This window comes from Wohlfahrtiimonas chitiniclastica, from assembly GCF_002252325.1.
GTDB classification, from domain to species: domain Bacteria; phylum Pseudomonadota; class Gammaproteobacteria; order Cardiobacteriales; family Wohlfahrtiimonadaceae; genus Wohlfahrtiimonas; species Wohlfahrtiimonas chitiniclastica.
This window is the reverse complement of sequence record NZ_NEFL01000004.1, coordinates 103,480-120,955: the sequence shown is the minus strand read 5'-3', so window position 1 is coordinate 120,955 and position 17,476 is coordinate 103,480. Positions and strand designations below refer to the sequence as shown.

The window sequence follows — 17,476 nt, the reverse complement described above, 5'->3', positions numbered from 1 at the left end:
AATTTTTATTATGGAATTAATCGTACAAAGAGAGCAGCTGTTACAACCGTTGCAAGCGTTAATTGGCGTGACCGAAAAGGGTCAAACGCTGCCTGTTTTAGCAAATGTTAAACTTCAGGTGAAAGAAGAGGAGATCATTCTCACCACGACTAACCTTGAGATTGAGCTGTCCTGTGCGCTGCCTTATCATTCAACTGCAACCGGTGGCACGACGATTCCTGCGAAAAAACTGCTCGACATCTTAAAAGCATTGCCCCATGGCATCGACATCCACATGATCCTTGAGCCCACAAAAGTGGAGATCAAGGCGGGTCGTTCTAAATTCTCTTTAGCGTGCTTACCACTTGAAGAGTTCCCTGTGTTAGATCACATCGACTTTAACAACACCTTAACCTTGCCAAAAGATCGCTTTCGATCCCTATTACAAAATGTTGCCTATGCCATGGCCACAGCAGATGTGCGTTATTTCTTAAATGGCATGCTCCTTGATGTGCAAGACTCATTGATCACAGCCGTGGCAACAGACGGTCACCGTTTAGCGTGTAGCCGTTATCCATTTGAAGATGCCACACATTTGACCAATCAATTCATCGTGCCACGCAAAGCGGTCGAAGAGTTGTTAAAACTCATCGAAAATGAAGCCGCACCTTTGCATTTGCAATTGAGCGACAACCATTTGCGCGTTGAGCTTGGCAGCATGATGTTCACCACAAAATTGATCGAGGGTAAATTCCCTGATTATAAACGTGTGATTCCACCGATTGGCGAAAAGATCATCATGGCCGATCGCTCTGAGATGATCGACTCTTTGATGCGCACCTCGATTTTATCCCAAGATAAATTCCGTGGCATTCGCATGAACATCTCCCACTGCCTCATTAAATTGGTGGCGCACAACCCTGAGCAAGAAGTGGCGGAAGAGGAAGTGGAAGTCAATTATCAAGGCGCTGATTTCATGATCGCCTTTAATGCGGCTTACATCACTGACATCTTCAAAAACATTGAAGGGGATATGGTGCAAATGAGCTTTACAGAAAATAACTCAAGCTGCCTCATTAAAAACCCTGAAGATGACAATGTTGATCACGTTGTGATGCCAATGCGCCTATAACGTGATCATTCAATCCTTAGCCGTTACAGGATTTAGAAATCTCACCGCGCAAACCCTCAATTTTCATCCGCGGTGCAATGTGTTTTATGGCGACAATGCCTCTGGTAAAACCAGTTTATTAGAGGCATTGTATTACTTATCTCATTTGCGCTCGTTTCGCCAACGAGAATTTAGCAAGATCATCCAAGAAGATCACACCTTTTTTCGCCTAGTGGCCAAATGCGATGATCACGCCCTGCCTCATATTATTGGCATTGAAACCCAAGCCAATCAGCACATCGTACGCATTGACGCCGAGCCGATCAAACAGCGCTCAACCCTTGCAAAAATGTTGCCTTGTCTGCAGCTTGATCCAGAAACCGGCAAACTCCTCACAGACAGCCCAAAGCTGCGCCGCCAATTTATGGATTGGGGATTGTTTCACACGCAGGCAGATTACAATCAATTATGGCAATACTATGAGCGCGTCCTTAAGCAACGCAACAGCTTGATTAAACAGCGGGGCAATCCAAAGCTCCTTGACACTTATGATGAGCTGTTAGCGAACTCAGGTGAAGCGATGACCAAGGCACGCACTGAATGGGTCGAGGCACTGTTTAAAACAGCAGAACCTTTACTCTCGCGCCTTGTTGCCCAACCCTTTGAGTGGTCGATGGAGTATAAAAAAGGCTTTTCCGGCGCCTCTTTACTCACCGACTTACAAACGCAGCGCGAAAAAGACATCATCATGGGGCACACGCGATCGGGTCCTCATCGCGGTGATTTTATCCTCAAAGCCAATGGTCACAATGTGGGGGAATATCTCTCACGCGGGCAAATTAAATTAGCAAGCATTGCGCTGACTTTAGCGCAAGCTGAACTCTTTCAAACCCATCATGAAACGCAAAACATCATTCTGTTGATGGATGATTTAAGTGCTGAATTAGACAAGCAGCATCGTGAGATTTTGCTCGAGGCATTTTTGAGCCTCAATGTGCAATTATTCATCACCTGTTTAGAGCCGTCGGAGTTTCCTGAGCTTAGAGAAAATCAGAAACTCACGGATTTTGCTAAGTTCAAGATATCTACAGGTTTTGTTCAAAAAATGGTATAATCTCCCGATTGTTTAATGCAACTAATTGCATGTTTCATCTAGAATTAAAAAAGGATATTTGCATGACCTCAACACAAGATAGTCCAAGCATTAAAGTACTGAAAGGATTAGATGCCGTTCGTAAACGCCCAGGCATGTACATTGGTGATACGGATGACGGTACAGGCTTACATCACATGGTGTTTGAGGTTGTTGACAACGCAATCGATGAAGCTTTAGCCGGCTATTGTGATGACATCACTGTCACCATTCATAAAGATGATTCCATCACCGTGACCGATAACGGCCGCGGGATTCCAACAAAAATGCACCCTGAAGAAGGCATCTCTTCTGCTGAAGTTGTCATGACGGTTTTGCATGCCGGTGGTAAGTTTGATGACAATGCCATCTCTGGCGGTCTTCATGGTGTGGGTGTTTCTGTTGTCAACGCCTTATCATCACATCTACATTTAACCATCAAGCAAGATGGCAAATTATTCGAACAAGAATACACTTTAGGCACGCCTCAATATCCATTGCGTGAAATTGGCACGGTTGATCCCGAAGAAACCGGCACAACGGTTTACTTTAAACCTAGCAGCGAAATCTTCACCATTACGGTATTTGATTATCAGATTCTTAAAAAGCGTTTACGTGAACTCTCCTTCTTAAACTCTGGCATTCGCATCCATTTAAAAGATGAGCGCTATGATTTAGAAGATATTTTTGAGTTCGAAGGCGGCATTCGCGCATTCGTTGAACACATCAACCGTAAAAAAACACCCATCAATCCATCTGTTTTCTACTGCGACAACAAACAAGACAATGTGATTGTCGAAGTGGCCTTGCAATGGACAACTGATTACCAAGAAAACGTGTACTGCTTCACCAATAACATCCCACAAAAAGATGGCGGTACGCATTTATTGGGCTTTAGAGCCGCCATTACACGCACATTGAACCAATACATGGAACAAAATGATCTTTTGAAAAAATCAAAAGTGAATACATCCGGTGAAGATGCGCGCGAAGGCTTAACTGCGGTGGTTTCTGTGAAGTTGCCAGGACCTAAATTCTCCTCACAAACCAAAGATAAATTGGTTTCCAGTGAAGTGCGCAGCGCCGTTGAAAGCGTTGTGAGCGCAAAAATTGCCGATTTCTTACAAGAAAATCCATCGGATGCCAAACTCATCACCGGTAAAATCATTGAAGCGGCGCGCGCCCGTGAAGCGGCTCGTAACGCCCGTGAATTGACGCGCCGTAAAAGCGCGTTAGACATCGCAGGTCTACCCGGTAAACTCACAGACTGCCAAGAGAAAGACCCTGCTTTGTCTGAACTTTTCATCGTGGAAGGGGATTCTGCAGGTGGCTCAGCAAAACAAGGCCGCAACCGTAAATTCCAAGCGATTTTGCCGTTAAAAGGTAAAATTCTTAACGTTGAGCGCGTGCGCTTTGACCGTATTTTACAATCCGCGGAAATTGGCACCCTCATCACAGCCCTTGGCTGCGGCATTGGTCGAGATGAATTTGATCTTGAGAAATTGCGTTATCATCGCATCATCATCATGACGGATGCGGACGTCGATGGCGCGCACATTCGCACATTATTGCTCACGTTCTTCTATCGTCAAATGCGCGAATTGGTGGAAAATGGTCACATCTACATTGCCCAGCCACCACTTTATAAAGTGCAAAAAGGTAAGCAAGAGATCTACATCAAAAATGAAGTGGAGCTTGTGCGCTTCTTCTTAAGCAATGCCTTAGACAACAGCCAAGTGTTTGCCAGCAAAGATGCGCCCGCGATGGCAACCTCACAAGTGGAAGAATTAGCACGCGCTGTTACAAATGTTGAGCAGCTCATTGAACGCATGAAATATGCGTATCCTGAGAAATTATTGACGGCCTTAACAGAAATCGCACCGCTTTCCATTGAAGCCTTAAGCTCAAATGACATTCAATCATGGATTGATGCACTCAATGCACAGCTTGAGAAAGAGCCTGAAGTGGGCATCTCTTATCAAGCGCACTTGATGCATGATGCAGAAGACAATGCACCCTATGTTGCTGTGAAAATGAAGCATTATGATCACGTGATCACCTATGATTTAGATGCACGCTTTATCCGCACTGTTGAGTATCAACGCATTGCAGAAGTGGCGAAAAAATTGCATGGCTTGATTGAAGCGGGCGCATATGTGACTTATAAAGAGAAAGCATACGCGATTAAGAGCTTTAAAGAAGGCATCGATTGGTTATTGAATGAAGCTAAAAAAGGCCAAGCGATCTCCCGTTATAAAGGTCTCGGTGAAATGAACGCCGAGCAGCTTTGGGAAACCACGATGGATCCTGATGTGCGCAGCTTATTACAAGTGCGCGTGGAAGATGCTCAAAAAGCGGATGAAACCTTCACCATGTTAATGGGCGATGAAGTAGAACCTCGCCGCGAATTCATCGAGGCGAATGCACAGTTGGTGGGAAATTTGGATATTTAATCCACTCCCTCTGAATCAAAAGCCCCAAATGCATCACAGCATTTGGGGCTTTTTTATGTGCTATGTTTCACGTGAAACATTTATGATGTTCTGCGCCACCTCAACAATAGCAAAATCAAAACACACACGGCAATGATGCCGCCAGCCATCACCCACCAGCCGCTCGCTACAAAGGGTTCTGCTTTAAGGGTTTTAATGTCACGCTCTGCCAATGGCACGCCATCATTGTTCCACGCTTCATTATCCACAATCACATTGGTGATTTGTGTGATCTCTTCATCCGTCAAACGATTGGCATAAGCTGGCATTTCATAGGGTAAGCGATCTGCTCGGTGCGCCGTTTGTGCCCCTTCAATCATCACCAATGCCACATTCATGGCATCGCCTTTTGTACCATAGCCACGATCACGCAATGCAGGCACGACGTTCTTTTCCCCCTGCCCTTGATCACCATGACACGTTGAGCATAAATCTTGATAAAGGCGCATGCCTTCATCACTGGGTTTCACGTGATCCGCACCACGAAAACGCGTTGGCATGGGCAATTGAATCTCTTTGAGATAAATGATCATACTCATCAAATCATCATCCGTCAGATGGCGCAAGCTAAAAGAGGTCACTTCACTCATCGGACCTGCAAAGGCATGTTGCTCATTGCGCCCATCTTTTAATAATTTGAGCAATTCATTCTCATCAATCTCACCTAAATGGCGCAAACTTGGCGCATACCAATGCCCCACTTGTCCGCCGGCTAAAAATTCTGGGGAAGCTTCTGTCAAACCCTCTTCCACCAAAGCAATGGAGCGTGGCGTATGACATGTGCCGCAATGCCCCAAACCTTGTACCAAATAAGCCCCGCGATTATACTCGGCACTTTTCGTCTCATCATATTGATACAACTCTGGCGATGTGAATAACTGATTCCAAATGGTCATTGGAAAGCGTAGATTCAACGGCCATTCAATCTCATTGGTGCGATTGGGCACAGCCACTGGCGCCACTTCATGCATGAAATAGTCATACAGTGCATGCATATCTTCATCATTGATTTTCGCATACGACACAAACGGCATGGCCGGATACAGCGCCTCACCATTTGGGCGCACGCCATCACGCATCGCTTTGGCAAAGTCCTCATACGTATAGTGGCCAATGCCATATGTGGTGTCTGGTGAAATATTGGTCGCATAAATGGTGCCAATTGGGGAAGCTAAACCATGACCACCCCCATAAGGTTGATCAGGATTCTGTGTGTGGCATGCCATGCAGTCACCTGCATGCGCTAAATATTCGCCGCGGCTCATCGGATTGGCACTGGCGATTGTCAAAGTGCTCCATAGCAACGTGGCGCTAAAAAGGTTCAATAAATTTTTCATCTTATGCGCGTCCTTGTTTGATCTCATCCACTGTACGATACGCTGCATCAATCGCAGCGTGAGCATATGCACCCCATTCAGAATCTGAGTTGGCGATGAAGATATTGCCAAAGGGTGCTTTTGAAACGGCCATCAATGCCTCAAACTCTGCCTCATCATCAAACAATGAATTTGGATAATAAGCATAACCGTGCGACCAACGATTGACTGTAATGCCCACAATGTCTGATTGCTGAAAACCATATGGCGTGAACATATTACCGAGTTGCTCACGGATGATGGCTTCATGATCTTCAAACGTCATGCCCAATAAATGCGCGCGCCCCATTGCCGCTTGGCGCGTGGCAGGCAAACCACTGCTTGGCATGGTGGGCACATAAATCATATGCAGCACCACAGGGTCGCTTGGCGATTGTGCATGCGTATATCCGCCCATAGAAACAGGATAATCCAATTTCACAGTGCTGTATGGCGAGCTTGGGCAATAGAGGTTGCTCACGCCAGCTTTGACAAAGCAAGACCAATCACGCAGCGCCACTTTGGTGTAGACCAGAGGCGCCTTCACATTGCGGCGCATTGCAGCTTTTTGTGCTTCTGGTAATGAGGGCACAATGAAAGGAATCATCATGTTATAACACGCCATGATGGTGGCATTCGCTTTGACTTTATGGGCTTTGCCATCGCGATAATAGACCACTTCTGTGGCTTGTTCATCATTATGTTCCACGTGGATCACTGTGGAATTTAAACGAATGCGCACATTGTTCTCAGCTCGATCAAGGGCATCATAATCAAAGCGTGCATTGACCACATCATGCATGGTTTTGCCGTTAGCCACCGCAGGAATCAAACGGCGCACGGTCAAACGAGCCAGCGATGCATTGCCATCTGGAAAATGATGAATGTATAAATCATCAATCGCCGCTTGCGCCTCTTCATCTAACGGCTCTAAATTCATGCCGCCAAAGCCTGGTAAAGTACAGGCGCGCGCATCACTGCAACTGATGGCATCAATGCCCACCGCCATAAAATCATGCGGCACTTGCTGAAACACTAAAATGGCTTGATCAGAGAGTTTGACGCGGTCACGCAAAAAGTCACGATAACTTGTGTGATCTAAATAGGCCATTTTCTCTTCGTGCGTCATCTCAGCTAGATAATCTGTTTGATCCTCATACAATGCCAATAATGCAGCTTTATCACTGCTGTTCACTGGAAAATCCGCCACAAATTCAGCATACGGGCGACCATTTTCTCGCCCACGCGGCACGTCATCGGCCACATTGTGGCTAGGATCACCCGCCACAATGGTATGACGACCAAAATGTTTTTGATCAAAATAGATGCCACGACTTAAACCTAAATCTGGATAAAAATTCACATCAAATTGCGCTTCAAGCTCCGTCAGATCCACGCCAATCTTTTGGATAAAGTCTGTGGCCTCTGCACTGTAAACAGAACGCGGCGATTGTAATGACTCACTGCCGCCATAGGTCAATAATGTGTCCTTCTCGGTCACAAATTCATTGCGCTTAGCATGGCCGCCAAAGTCATCATGATTGTCTAGGATGAGAATTTTTTGATTTTCCCCAAACACTTCTAAATAGCGATGCGCCGCCGCTAATCCACTGATGCCTGCCCCTACGATGATGAGATCATAGGTCTCTTCCACATCACCTGAGAGATCAAAAGTATCGGCTGCGCGCCCTAAACGGTGTGCCACTTCAAAAGAACCGTTGTGACTGCCACGCAGTCCTGTGAGTTTTGGGGGATAGTAATCTTCCCCATTTGCCATTGCAGCAATGTATTCAGAGGCATTCGCTAACTGTTGTAAGGGCGTCAAACCGGTTGCAATGGTGAGTGCAACGCCGTTTAAAAAGTCTCGACGAGTGATGGGCATAAAATTTCATCCTATTGATATAACAACAATCTTTTTAGGGCTTGGCCGAAAAAAGGAGGGCTACTTTATGGCTTTATGCCCATAACATCAAGTTTTTTTAGCCAAAAAAAATCCCAAGTCGCACTTGGGATATGGATAATCAATGAGTTATCTAAAATTAAATCGCTCTTGATGAAAGGTTGCTTTTGGTAAATGCTTCGGCAAGTCTTTGCGTAGGCTTTCGGCAAAAGGCTGTGGCCCACAAAACCACACCGCTTTTGCTTCGGGTGCTTTTGCCGCAATCTTATCCATTGTTAAAAATCCTGCCTCATCACTGATGTGTAGATGAAAACGAACATTCGGTAACTGATGGATCAATGCTTCGATATGAGCGACATCAATGGCCTCATGCGGCGCTTTAACACAATAATAAAAATCCACCTCGGGACGAATCTTAGGATTGTTCACCATCGCCTCTAACCATGCCATGAACGGCGTGATGCCAATCCCACCTGCCACCCAAACTTGTGGTGACTGATCATTGTATTGAAAGCAGCCATAAGGTCCTTCCACCGTCACTGTATCGCCAACATGTAAATTTGTCATCAATGAATGGGTATAATCGCCTAAATCCTTAATGGTCAAACGCACCTGTCCATTGCCTTGATCGGCACAAGACAATGTAAAAGGATGGGCGCCTTCAAGGGCACTCGTGCGCAAAAAGGCAAATTGCCCCGCTTGATGATGAAAGCTTTTGGGCAATTGGCATGTCACGTCAATGATTCCGTGATGATGTTTGATGTCAATGATGGTACCTTGATGTCTCACCCCTGCCCCAATTTTCCCCAGCATTGCCCACACAGCCGCCATAGAACCCACAACGGAAACCAGTACAATCAGCATGCCAACAGGCTGTGTCCAATAAGAAAATGGCATCAATACCAATGAATGAAATGCCAAAACAATGAAGACTGGCGCCATCAAACGATGCAAATGGCGCCAAATTTTATAAGAGAACTTTTGCCACAAGGTGATCACCAACATCACCATTAAAAAGTAGACCAAATATTCCCCAAGATCTTTCGCAATGCCAGAGAAACTTTTGAGCCACGCTTCAAAGCCAAACAATTCTGGTTTTGCCCCTTTGCCAGCCCCTGCCCCAAACAAATAAGCAAAAACAGGTTTACCCAACTTAATGAGATAATGGAACACCGCAAAGCCAATGGCAAAAATGCCCGCCCATTTATGCAGGGCATACATTTGATCTAAACCGCCAAACCAACGCTCTAAACAGCGCGGGCGAATCGAGAGCACTAAAATCAGTCCCATGAATAAAAAAGCCATGAGCCCTGATAAATAAATTAATTGCTTACGTAAAACCATCCCCGACCAAGTGAGGGGATGTTGATACAAATCAATGCCCCAAACCAGCAGAGCGAGAGTAATGATCCCGAGGATCATCAAGCGTTGTCTATTCATAACGAACCTTTATTGTATTAAAGTAGAAATCATCATTATTCGATGCGAAAAAAAACCGCGAAATCTCGCGGCTTTTAGCATTCAAGAGTGAATTACTCTTCGTGCATGATTTGTAATACTAAAGTTTCGATGTCTTCAGCAGGTACGTGTGCGTTAGGTGTCATTGGTACTTCACCCCAAACGCCTGAACCACCTTGAGTCACTTTAGTGATCAAGTATTCAACTGCGCCATCGTCATCTTTATACTTCTCATAAACTTCATCATAAGAAGGACCGATCACTTTTTCGCTTTGTTTGTGGCAAGCCAAACAACCGCTTTGCATTGCTAAATCGTGGTCGATTTGTGCAAATGCTTGAGAAGAAACAACACCAAAACCTAATAATGCCAATGTTAAAACATGTTTTTTCATTATGACAACCTCTTGATCAATATCAAAAACAAAAAAATTTACTACTCGTAACGAGGCATTTTACCATCGTTCCGTCAATTATTCCTCATAAATTTACTTTTTCGTGGGTCTGCGCCAATTTTGCACTTGGCGAAGCGTTGCACGCGTTAAGGCCAATGCCCCTTCAGTAATGGTTGAGGAAATAATACTGCCTGCACCAATCGTTGCCCCTTTTTTGATCTCAACTGGCGCCACAAGCGAACTGTTTGAGCCCACAAAAACATTGTCTTCAATGATGGTTTGATGCTTATTTGCCCCATCATAATTACAGGTGATGGTGCCCGCGCCAATGTTGACATCGCGGCCAATCGTTGCATCACCTAAATAGGTCAAGTGACTCGCTTTTGAGCCTTCCCCTAACGTAACATTTTTGGTTTCCACAAAGTTACCGACTTTGCTGTCCGCTTTTAAAATGCTATTCGTGCGTAATCTTGCAAATGGACCGATGGTGACATTGTCATAAAGTAATGAGTGCTCGATCATGGAGTATGGCAATATTGTCACATTGTCACACAATTTTGCCCCTTGAATCACAGAGCCCTGCCCGATGTGCACATTGTTCCCAAGAGACACCACGCCTTCTAGCGTCACATTTGGCTCAATGATGATGTCGGTGCCTTTAAGTTTAATCTCCCCACGAATGGTCACTGTCTCTGGGTTGATCAATGTTACGCCAGATAGCATCAATGCTTGACGACGTTCGTTTTGATAAATGGCTTCCAGCTCAGAGAGCTGCACGCGATCATTGACCCCACGAATCAAGGTGAAATCCCCAGAAACAGTGCGAATGCCAATGCCATCTTCACGGGCAAGCGTCACCACATCTGTTAAATAGTATTCTTTTTGCTGATTATTATTCTGCAAACGTGGCAATGTCGCATGCAAAACTTTGCTTGAAGCGGCAAACAGTCCGCTGTTGATTTCTGTGATCGCTTTTTGATCCGTGGATGCATCTTTTTCTTCCACAATTGCCATCATATTGCCCACATCATCGCGCACAATGCGACCATAACCATACGGTTGATCGGCTTTTACCGTCAGCCAGCACACATTTTGATCATCCACATTTGTGAGCATTTTTTCTAAGGTCGCTTGATCAATGAGCGGTGTATCTGCATACAAGACCAAAACATTACTGTCTTCAAGAATGCTCGGCAACGCATATTTCATGGCATCGCCTGTGCCTAAAAAGGTTTTTTGCTCAACCCATGTAATGTCTTGATCCGCGTGATAATGGGCTTTGAGCTTTTCCCCTTCGTGACCATAAATCACAATGAGCTGAGTCGGATTAAGCGCGCGCGCAGTATTGAGCACATGCGTCAGCATTGGCTGCCCGCCAATTTCGTGCAACGGTTTAGGTAAGTTTGATTTCATTCTCGTGCCTTTGCCGGCAGCGAGAATCACAACGGATAGAGCTTTCATAATGTCCCTCTTATTGTTTATGCATTGCAGCTGATTTTACACTATTTTAAGGGGGTAAATTAAAATGTGGCTAAAAAGGCTTGAAAATCTGAATTTGAGCAAGATATTATGAAAGAATTACCCATCATTATTTTAAGGAAACATTATGTCCACCCCACTTCATCAACGCCATTTGCTCACCCTCTTGAATCATACGCCAGAAGAGATCCGCTATTTACTCGATTTAGCCCGTGATTTAAAAGCAGCAAAGCGCCGCGGTGAAGAGACGCAGCAGCTCAAAGGTAAAAACATTGCCTTAATCTTTGAAAAAACCTCCACGCGTACGCGCTGTGCGTTTGAAGTTGCCGCCTACGATCAAGGGGCAAACGTGACCTATTTAGATCCTGTGAGCTCACAAGTGGGACACAAAGAGAGCATTGCAGATACCGCACGCGTGCTTGGGCGTTTTTATGATGCCATTGAATTTCGTGGTGCTGCCCACTCTATTGTGGAAGATTTAGCAAAATATGCTGGTGTGCCAATTTTTAATGGTTTAACAGATGAATTTCACCCCACGCAATCCTTAGCGGATGTATTAACGATTGAAGAGCACATCAACAAACCGTTGAGCGACGTTAAAATTGCTTATGTGGGTGATTCTGATAATAACGTTGCCATCTCATTGATGATCATCGCGGCTAAATTGGGCATGACCATTCACTTTGGCGCGCCAAAGAGTTTGATGCCAAACGATGAGATCATGCAAACGTGTCAAGCCATTGCTAAAGAAACAGGTGCCACCATCGAATGCTTTACAGATGCCAAAACAGCCGTGGATGGTGTTGATTTCATCTATACGGATGTGTGGTTATCCATGGGAGAATCTAAAGATAAATGGGCAGAGCGCATTACGGAACTTTTCCCGTATCAAGTCAATCAAGCCTTAATTGATGCCAGCCACAATCCGAATGTGAAATTCCTTCACTGCTTGCCTGCCTTCCATGATGATCAAACCGCAGAAGGTAAAAAACTCATGAAGGATTTTCCTGAATTATCTCAAGGGGTTGAAGTGACACACGAGGTATTTGAAGGCGCCCACTCCATCGTATTTGACCAAGCCGAAAACCGTTTGCACACCATTAAAGCAGTAATGGTCGCATCCTTAGCGTAAAATTGCGATAATCAATACCATTATAGATTCATCCATTGAGAGGATATGTTGTGTTAAAACGTTTATTGACCTTAGCTGGCGCATCTGTGCTCGCTTTCCAAGTGGCTGTGGCCGATGATGCTCAGCCCATTTTTGTGGAAATGATCACCAATAAAGGCAACATCACATTGGCGCTTGAACCTGAAAAAGCACCGAACACTGTCGGCAACTTCATTCAGTATGTGGTCGATGGCCATTATGATGATTTAATTTTCCATCGTGTGATTCCAGGCTTCATGATTCAAGGCGGCGGTTGGGACAGCAATTTAGTGCCCAAAGAGACGCGCGCACCAGTGAACATTGAATCGAATAATGGTTTATCGAATGATAAAGGCACCATTGCGATGGCCAGAACCAGTGATCCAAATTCTGCCACCAGCCAATTTTTCATCAATACGGTGGACAATGCCTATTTAAACTATCAAAGTGACAATAATCCAGGTTACACGGTTTTTGGACACGTTGTTGATGGCATGGATGTGGTCGAAGCCATTGAACAAGTGCCCACAAGCAACCGCGGCTTTGGGCGCAGTGATGTTCCCGTTGAGCCTGTGATCATTGAAAAAATGACTTTAATTGAAGCGCCAAAGACAGAAGCTTCGCCTGAAACAATCACCCCAGCGCCTGAGTCTGCACCTGCAGCTTAAGCCTCATCGAATCATTAGGAGACAACATGATCAAATTTCATACCAATCAAGGTTCTTTCACTGTTGAATTAGACCATGAAAATGCGCCAGTGACGGCAGAAAATTTTTTACAATATGCCAAAGATGGCTTTTTTGAAGGCACATTGTTTCACCGTGTGATCCCAGGTTTCATGGTGCAAGGCGGCGGTTTAGAGCCTGGCATGATCGACAAGCGCGATGGCCAACGTGCGCCGATTCAAAACGAAGCGAACAATGGTCTTAAAAATGTGCGCGGTTCTTTAGCCATGGCAAGAACCATGGATCCTCATTCAGCCACCAACCAATTTTTCATCAACACTGTGGACAATGGCTTTTTGAACTTCAAAAGCGAAACGCCACAAGGTTGGGGTTATGCTGTGTTTGGTAAAGTGGTCGATGGCATGGATGTGATTGATGCCATTGAAAAAGTGGAAACCACTTCTCGCCGCGGTCACGGTGATGTGCCTGTTGAAGACATCATCATTGAGCGTGTTGAAATCATTGACTAATCTATTAAAACCGAACGATGATCGCGTGGTGTATTTCATCAGCGATCTTCATTTAAGCGAGCGCTGCACAGATCTATGTGCGGCCTTCTTTGATTTCATCTCGAAAATTGAGGAAGATGCCACAGATCTCTTCATCTTGGGCGACTTTTTCAATTTTTGGGTGGGCGATGACATTGCAACGGATCTGACCGATGAGATTGCCCGCACGTTTAAAGCCTTATCAGACAAAGGCATTGCCATTCATTTTCAGCATGGTAATCGTGATTTTGCCGTGGGCGAGCAGTATGCCAATGCTTGTGGCATGTCCATCATCCCTGAGATTTATGCCCTGCCGTTTGCCCCTGACATTGTGGTGCTGCACGGGGATCAATTGTGCCTAGCCGACACGCAATATCAACGCTATCGCAACATCATTCGTCATCCTTGGATGATGAAACTTTTAAGGGCTTTGCCGCGCCGTTGTCGCCTTAAAATTGGCAATAAACTGCGCGAAACTAGCCAAGAATATCAACAACATGTGTGCTGTGAAGATGGACCTTGCCGCTGCGATGTGGATGAAGCGGCGATTGAATCCATTTTAGTGCAATATGGTGCATCGATCATGATTCATGGTCATACCCATAAACCAGCTGTACACACACAAATCCATGGCACACGTTGGGTGCTGAGCGATTGGGACACCCGCGGCGATTATCTGCGCTTAGATCAGTCGGGGCTCACGCGCCATACTTTTTCCATTGATCCACTGCATAAATAGGAGTTTTGTATGAATATTTTGGATGTTGTTCAATCCCGTAAAACTTGTAAAGCCTTTGATGCCACAAAACCATTATCAAAAGCGCAAATTGAAGGCATTAAAACATTATTGCGCTATGCACCCTCTTCCGTTAATTCTCAGCCTTGGCACTTCTTTTTGATCGAAAGCGACGATGCTAAAGCGCGCATTAAACCTGCAATGATGGAAGCAAACCAGGCAAAAGTCATGGATGCACCTTTAACGGTTGTGTTTGCCGTTTCGAACCATTTAGATGATGCTGCTTTATTGCACATTGCCGATCAAGAGGATCAAGATCAGCGCTATCCGACGCCAGACAACCGCGCGGCGAATGAACAAGGGCGCAAATTCTTTGTGGATTTAAACTCAAAAACCCGTGAAATGCAAAATCATTGGTGTGAGCGCCAAGCCTATATTGCCCTTGGCACATTGCTATTAGGCGCTGAAGCCCTTGGCATCAATGCAACGCCCATCGAAGGCTATTTCCCTGAAAAAATGGATGAAGTCTTAAATCTTCAAGAAAAAAATCTGCACAGCATTGTGGTGGTGACGCTTGGTTTTTCAAGCAAAGAAGATTACAACGCCACATTACCAAAATCACGCTTGCCTGAAGATGAGATTTTTACAGCGCTCTAAGTCATATTTCACCCATAAAAATCCCTGCCGTGGCAGGGATTTTTATTAATGATTCAATAACAGTCGATGAATGTCCGCTTTGCGATCGCTTGACTTCGTAATGGCAGAGATCACCGCAATGCCCTCCACTTTTGTGGATAACACAGAAGGCGCATTGTCCACCGTGATGCCGCCAATGGCGACTTTAGGCAGAGTCGGATAAGCTTTAATGCGTGCACTTAAACCTTGCGTACCAATGGCAGGTTCTGCATCTAATTTAGAAGTCGTGGGAAAAATAGGCCCAACGCCCACATAATCTAAGCCCGCAACTTCAGTCGCGGCCGCCAATTGCTCAAGCGTATTGACCGATAAACCCACATCAATGCCATGGGGTTTGACCATCGCGATGGTTTCTGCAATGGCTCGATCCGATTGCCCCACATGCACAGCATCGGCTTTGACTTCAATGGCCAGCGCCACATCATCATTGACAATGAAAGGAATGTCCGCACTTTTACACAATGCTTGCAGCGCTTTTGCCAATTGCACGCGCTCACTGTGTGCCGTCAATGAGCCTGTGCCCTTTTCCCGAAATTGATAACAGGTGATGCCGCTGATGATGGCACTTTGCAAAACAGAAGCCAAGGTTTCATCCTCTGCGATGTCTTGTGTGCCCGCCACAAAATAGAGGCGCAGCGCTTTATGCCAATTGATCATTCCACAGCTCCTAATTGACGATAGGCGGCATGATTGGTTGGTCCATGGCCATGCCCAACCTCAATGCCATGGACAATGGCAGATGTGATGAAGGCTTTAGCAATGCCAATGGCATCTTCTAAAGATTGCCCTTTGCCCACTTCTGCGGCAATGCAAGCAGAGAAAGTGCAACCTGTGCCATGCGTATCTTTTGTGGCATGGCGGCGACTGTCAAACCAAATGCCTTCGCCCTTTTCTGTCCAAAGAAAATCACGTGCGGATTCTACATTCAAAGAATGACCACCTTTGATGAGCACATTTTTTGCCCCAAGGGCTTGAATGTCTTTCGCCGCCTGTTCCATCGCTTCTTCTGTCGTGATGGCGCGATTTAAAATGGTTTCTGCTTCCGGAATGTTTGGCGTAATCAAGGTTGCGATCGGCAATAGATGATCAATCATCGCTTGTGTTGCTTCCGTTGCCATCAAAGATGCGCCGCCTTTGGCAATCATCACAGGATCAACAATCAAAGGCGCCGTGGAATGTGCTTTTAAATAATCACTGATGGCGATGATGTACTCGCTATTTAACAACATGCCCGTTTTAATGGCGCTTAAAGAAAAATCGCTGAACAATGCATCAAGCTGCGCAATGACGCCCTCAATCGGCACAGGATAAACGCCATGCACGCCAAGGGTATTTTGCGCCGTAATGGCAATGATCACAGAGGTGCCAAACACATCACGCTCTTGAAAAGTTTTTAAATCGGCTTGAATGCCCGCGCCACCGCCAGAATCAGAACCTGCAATGGTACACACTTGAGGAATCATATTATTCTCCTATTGAATCATTTTGATGCGTGCTTGATCAATGCCTGATAAAGCATACAACTGATCTAAAAAATGCATTTGAAACGAACCTGGCAATGGACTTTGCTCAAAGGCTTTATCACCAGCAATGCCATACAGTGCGTGCGCCATCGCAATGCTTTCTAATGAATTGTCCACACTTAAAAAGGCAGCGCACACGGCGGTCAATAAGCAACCCATGCCGGTCACTGTTGTCATGAGCGGCTGTCCATTTTCTACGCCAATCACCCGTTGACCATCACTGATCCAATCCGTTTGCCCGCTGATGGCAATTAAACAGTTAAAGCGCTGTGCTGCTTCCAACGCCAACTGTTTTAAATCATACTGACCATCACCACTGTCCACGCCTTTTGCTGCCCATTGAATGCCGCACAATGTAGCAATTTCGCCCGCATTGCCACGAATTAAAGTCATTTCGGTGGTGGATAATAGGCGCTCAATGCTTTTTTGACGATAATCACTCGCCCCGACGCCCACAGGATCTAACACCAAAGGATGGTCGTGCTCATTCGCAGAGCGACCTGCCAATAACATCGAATGGAAAACGGGAGATGTGAGTGTGCCAATGTTTAAAGCAGTGGCATGACAAATGGCGGTGATCTCAGCGGATTCTTCTTCCGCATACGCCATAATGGGCGAAGCGCCAAGGGCTAATAACCCATTGGCCACAAAGTTTGCCACCACTTGATTGGTCATATTGTGCACCAAAGGTGCGGCGGCTCTTAATGAACGTAAATACGCATCAGCATCCATAATGGACTCCTCATAGCGCCAACGTCGGGATGCGATCCCACATTCCCTACGCTGGCATTAACCAGATCAGGTAAAAGGGTTAGGCTCAGCCTTCTCAGCAAATGCACCCCCAGTGGACAATAAAGATG

Annotated in this window: 16 protein-coding genes and 1 riboswitch; of the genes, 8 read left to right on the top strand and 8 right to left on the bottom strand. The window is 45.6% G+C overall.

Annotation, left to right across the window (positions count from 1 at the left end; translation table 11 throughout):
- The first annotated feature begins 10 nt into the window (after nt 1-10).
- The 3 genes from dnaN (at nt 11) to gyrB (ending at nt 4,675) form a co-directional block, all read left to right on the top strand.
- Nucleotides 11-1,111 (top strand): DNA polymerase III subunit beta, encoded by a 1,101-nt coding sequence (gene dnaN, locus B9T10_RS09810; protein ID WP_008316055.1) that lies wholly within the window; start codon nt 11-13, stop codon nt 1,109-1,111.
- A gap of 1 nt (nt 1,112) precedes the next feature.
- Nucleotides 1,113-2,204 (top strand): DNA replication/repair protein RecF, encoded by a 1,092-nt coding sequence (gene recF / locus B9T10_RS09805; protein WP_094538374.1) that lies wholly within the window; start codon nt 1,113-1,115, stop codon nt 2,202-2,204.
- A 62-nt stretch (nt 2,205-2,266) separates the two neighbouring features.
- Nucleotides 2,267-4,675: a DNA topoisomerase (ATP-hydrolyzing) subunit B gene (gyrB, locus tag B9T10_RS09800; protein ID WP_094538373.1), complete on the top strand. Its 2,409-nt coding sequence runs from the start codon at nt 2,267-2,269 to the stop codon at nt 4,673-4,675.
- 80 nt (nt 4,676-4,755) lie between these two features.
- Here the strand turns inward: gyrB and B9T10_RS09795 are convergent, their stop codons facing one another.
- The 5 genes from B9T10_RS09795 to glmU form a co-directional block, all read right to left on the bottom strand.
- Entirely contained in the window at nt 4,756-6,051 is a 1,296-nt protein-coding gene (locus tag B9T10_RS09795; protein WP_094538372.1) for a cytochrome c, read from the bottom strand.
- Between the two features lies 1 nt (nt 6,052).
- A complete protein-coding gene (locus B9T10_RS09790; RefSeq protein WP_094538371.1) occupies nt 6,053-7,951 on the bottom strand; it encodes an NAD(P)-binding protein in 1,899 nt (632 codons plus the stop codon).
- 147 nt (nt 7,952-8,098) lie between these two features.
- Nucleotides 8,099-9,409, bottom strand: a complete 1,311-nt coding sequence (locus tag B9T10_RS09785) for a ferredoxin reductase family protein (RefSeq protein WP_094538370.1) — start codon at nt 9,407-9,409, stop codon at nt 8,099-8,101.
- A 92-nt stretch (nt 9,410-9,501) separates the two neighbouring features.
- Nucleotides 9,502-9,819, bottom strand: coding sequence for a c-type cytochrome (locus B9T10_RS09780; RefSeq protein ID WP_008316046.1), 318 nt, complete (start codon nt 9,817-9,819; stop codon nt 9,502-9,504).
- A gap of 93 nt (nt 9,820-9,912) precedes the next feature.
- Nucleotides 9,913-11,280 (bottom strand): bifunctional UDP-N-acetylglucosamine diphosphorylase/glucosamine-1-phosphate N-acetyltransferase GlmU, encoded by a 1,368-nt coding sequence (gene glmU / locus B9T10_RS09775; protein ID WP_094538369.1) that lies wholly within the window; start codon nt 11,278-11,280, stop codon nt 9,913-9,915.
- A 145-nt stretch (nt 11,281-11,425) separates the two neighbouring features.
- Between glmU and argF the strand changes: the two genes are divergently transcribed.
- Genes argF through nfsB form a run of 5 tightly spaced genes read left to right on the top strand, consistent with a single transcriptional unit; the run spans nt 11,426 to nt 15,054 of the window.
- Nucleotides 11,426-12,430: an ornithine carbamoyltransferase gene (gene argF / locus B9T10_RS09770; RefSeq protein ID WP_094538368.1), complete on the top strand. Its 1,005-nt coding sequence runs from the start codon at nt 11,426-11,428 to the stop codon at nt 12,428-12,430.
- A 50-nt stretch (nt 12,431-12,480) separates the two neighbouring features.
- Nucleotides 12,481-13,116, top strand: coding sequence for a peptidylprolyl isomerase (locus tag B9T10_RS09765; RefSeq protein WP_094538367.1), 636 nt, complete (start codon nt 12,481-12,483; stop codon nt 13,114-13,116).
- 26 nt (nt 13,117-13,142) lie between these two features.
- Nucleotides 13,143-13,643, top strand: coding sequence for a peptidylprolyl isomerase (locus B9T10_RS09760; protein WP_008316042.1), 501 nt, complete (start codon nt 13,143-13,145; stop codon nt 13,641-13,643).
- Nucleotides 13,624-14,400, top strand: a complete 777-nt coding sequence (locus B9T10_RS09755; RefSeq protein ID WP_246782195.1) for a UDP-2,3-diacylglucosamine diphosphatase — start codon at nt 13,624-13,626, stop codon at nt 14,398-14,400. Before B9T10_RS09760 ends, B9T10_RS09755 begins: the two co-directional genes overlap by 20 nt.
- A gap of 9 nt (nt 14,401-14,409) precedes the next feature.
- Nucleotides 14,410-15,054 (top strand): oxygen-insensitive NAD(P)H nitroreductase, encoded by a 645-nt coding sequence (nfsB, locus tag B9T10_RS09750; RefSeq protein ID WP_094538365.1) that lies wholly within the window; start codon nt 14,410-14,412, stop codon nt 15,052-15,054.
- 45 nt (nt 15,055-15,099) lie between these two features.
- On the opposite strand, the gene thiE is transcribed toward nfsB, so the two are convergent.
- The 3 genes from thiE to thiM are packed head-to-tail and all read right to left on the bottom strand — an operon-like array spanning nt 15,100 to nt 17,348.
- A complete protein-coding gene (gene thiE, locus B9T10_RS09745; protein ID WP_094538364.1) occupies nt 15,100-15,750 on the bottom strand; it encodes a thiamine phosphate synthase in 651 nt (216 codons plus the stop codon).
- Nucleotides 15,747-16,556 carry a bifunctional hydroxymethylpyrimidine kinase/phosphomethylpyrimidine kinase gene (gene thiD / locus B9T10_RS09740; RefSeq protein ID WP_094538363.1) on the bottom strand — a complete coding sequence of 270 codons (810 nt, stop codon included), beginning with the start codon at nt 16,554-16,556 and terminating at the stop codon, nt 15,747-15,749. The genes thiE and thiD overlap by 4 nt, the downstream gene beginning before the upstream one ends.
- 9 nt (nt 16,557-16,565) lie before the next feature.
- Nucleotides 16,566-17,348, bottom strand: coding sequence for a hydroxyethylthiazole kinase (thiM, locus tag B9T10_RS09735; RefSeq protein ID WP_094538362.1), 783 nt, complete (start codon nt 17,346-17,348; stop codon nt 16,566-16,568).
- A gap of 25 nt (nt 17,349-17,373) precedes the next feature.
- Nucleotides 17,374-17,469: riboswitch (TPP riboswitch) on the bottom strand.
- Nucleotides 17,470-17,476 lie beyond the last annotated feature (7 nt).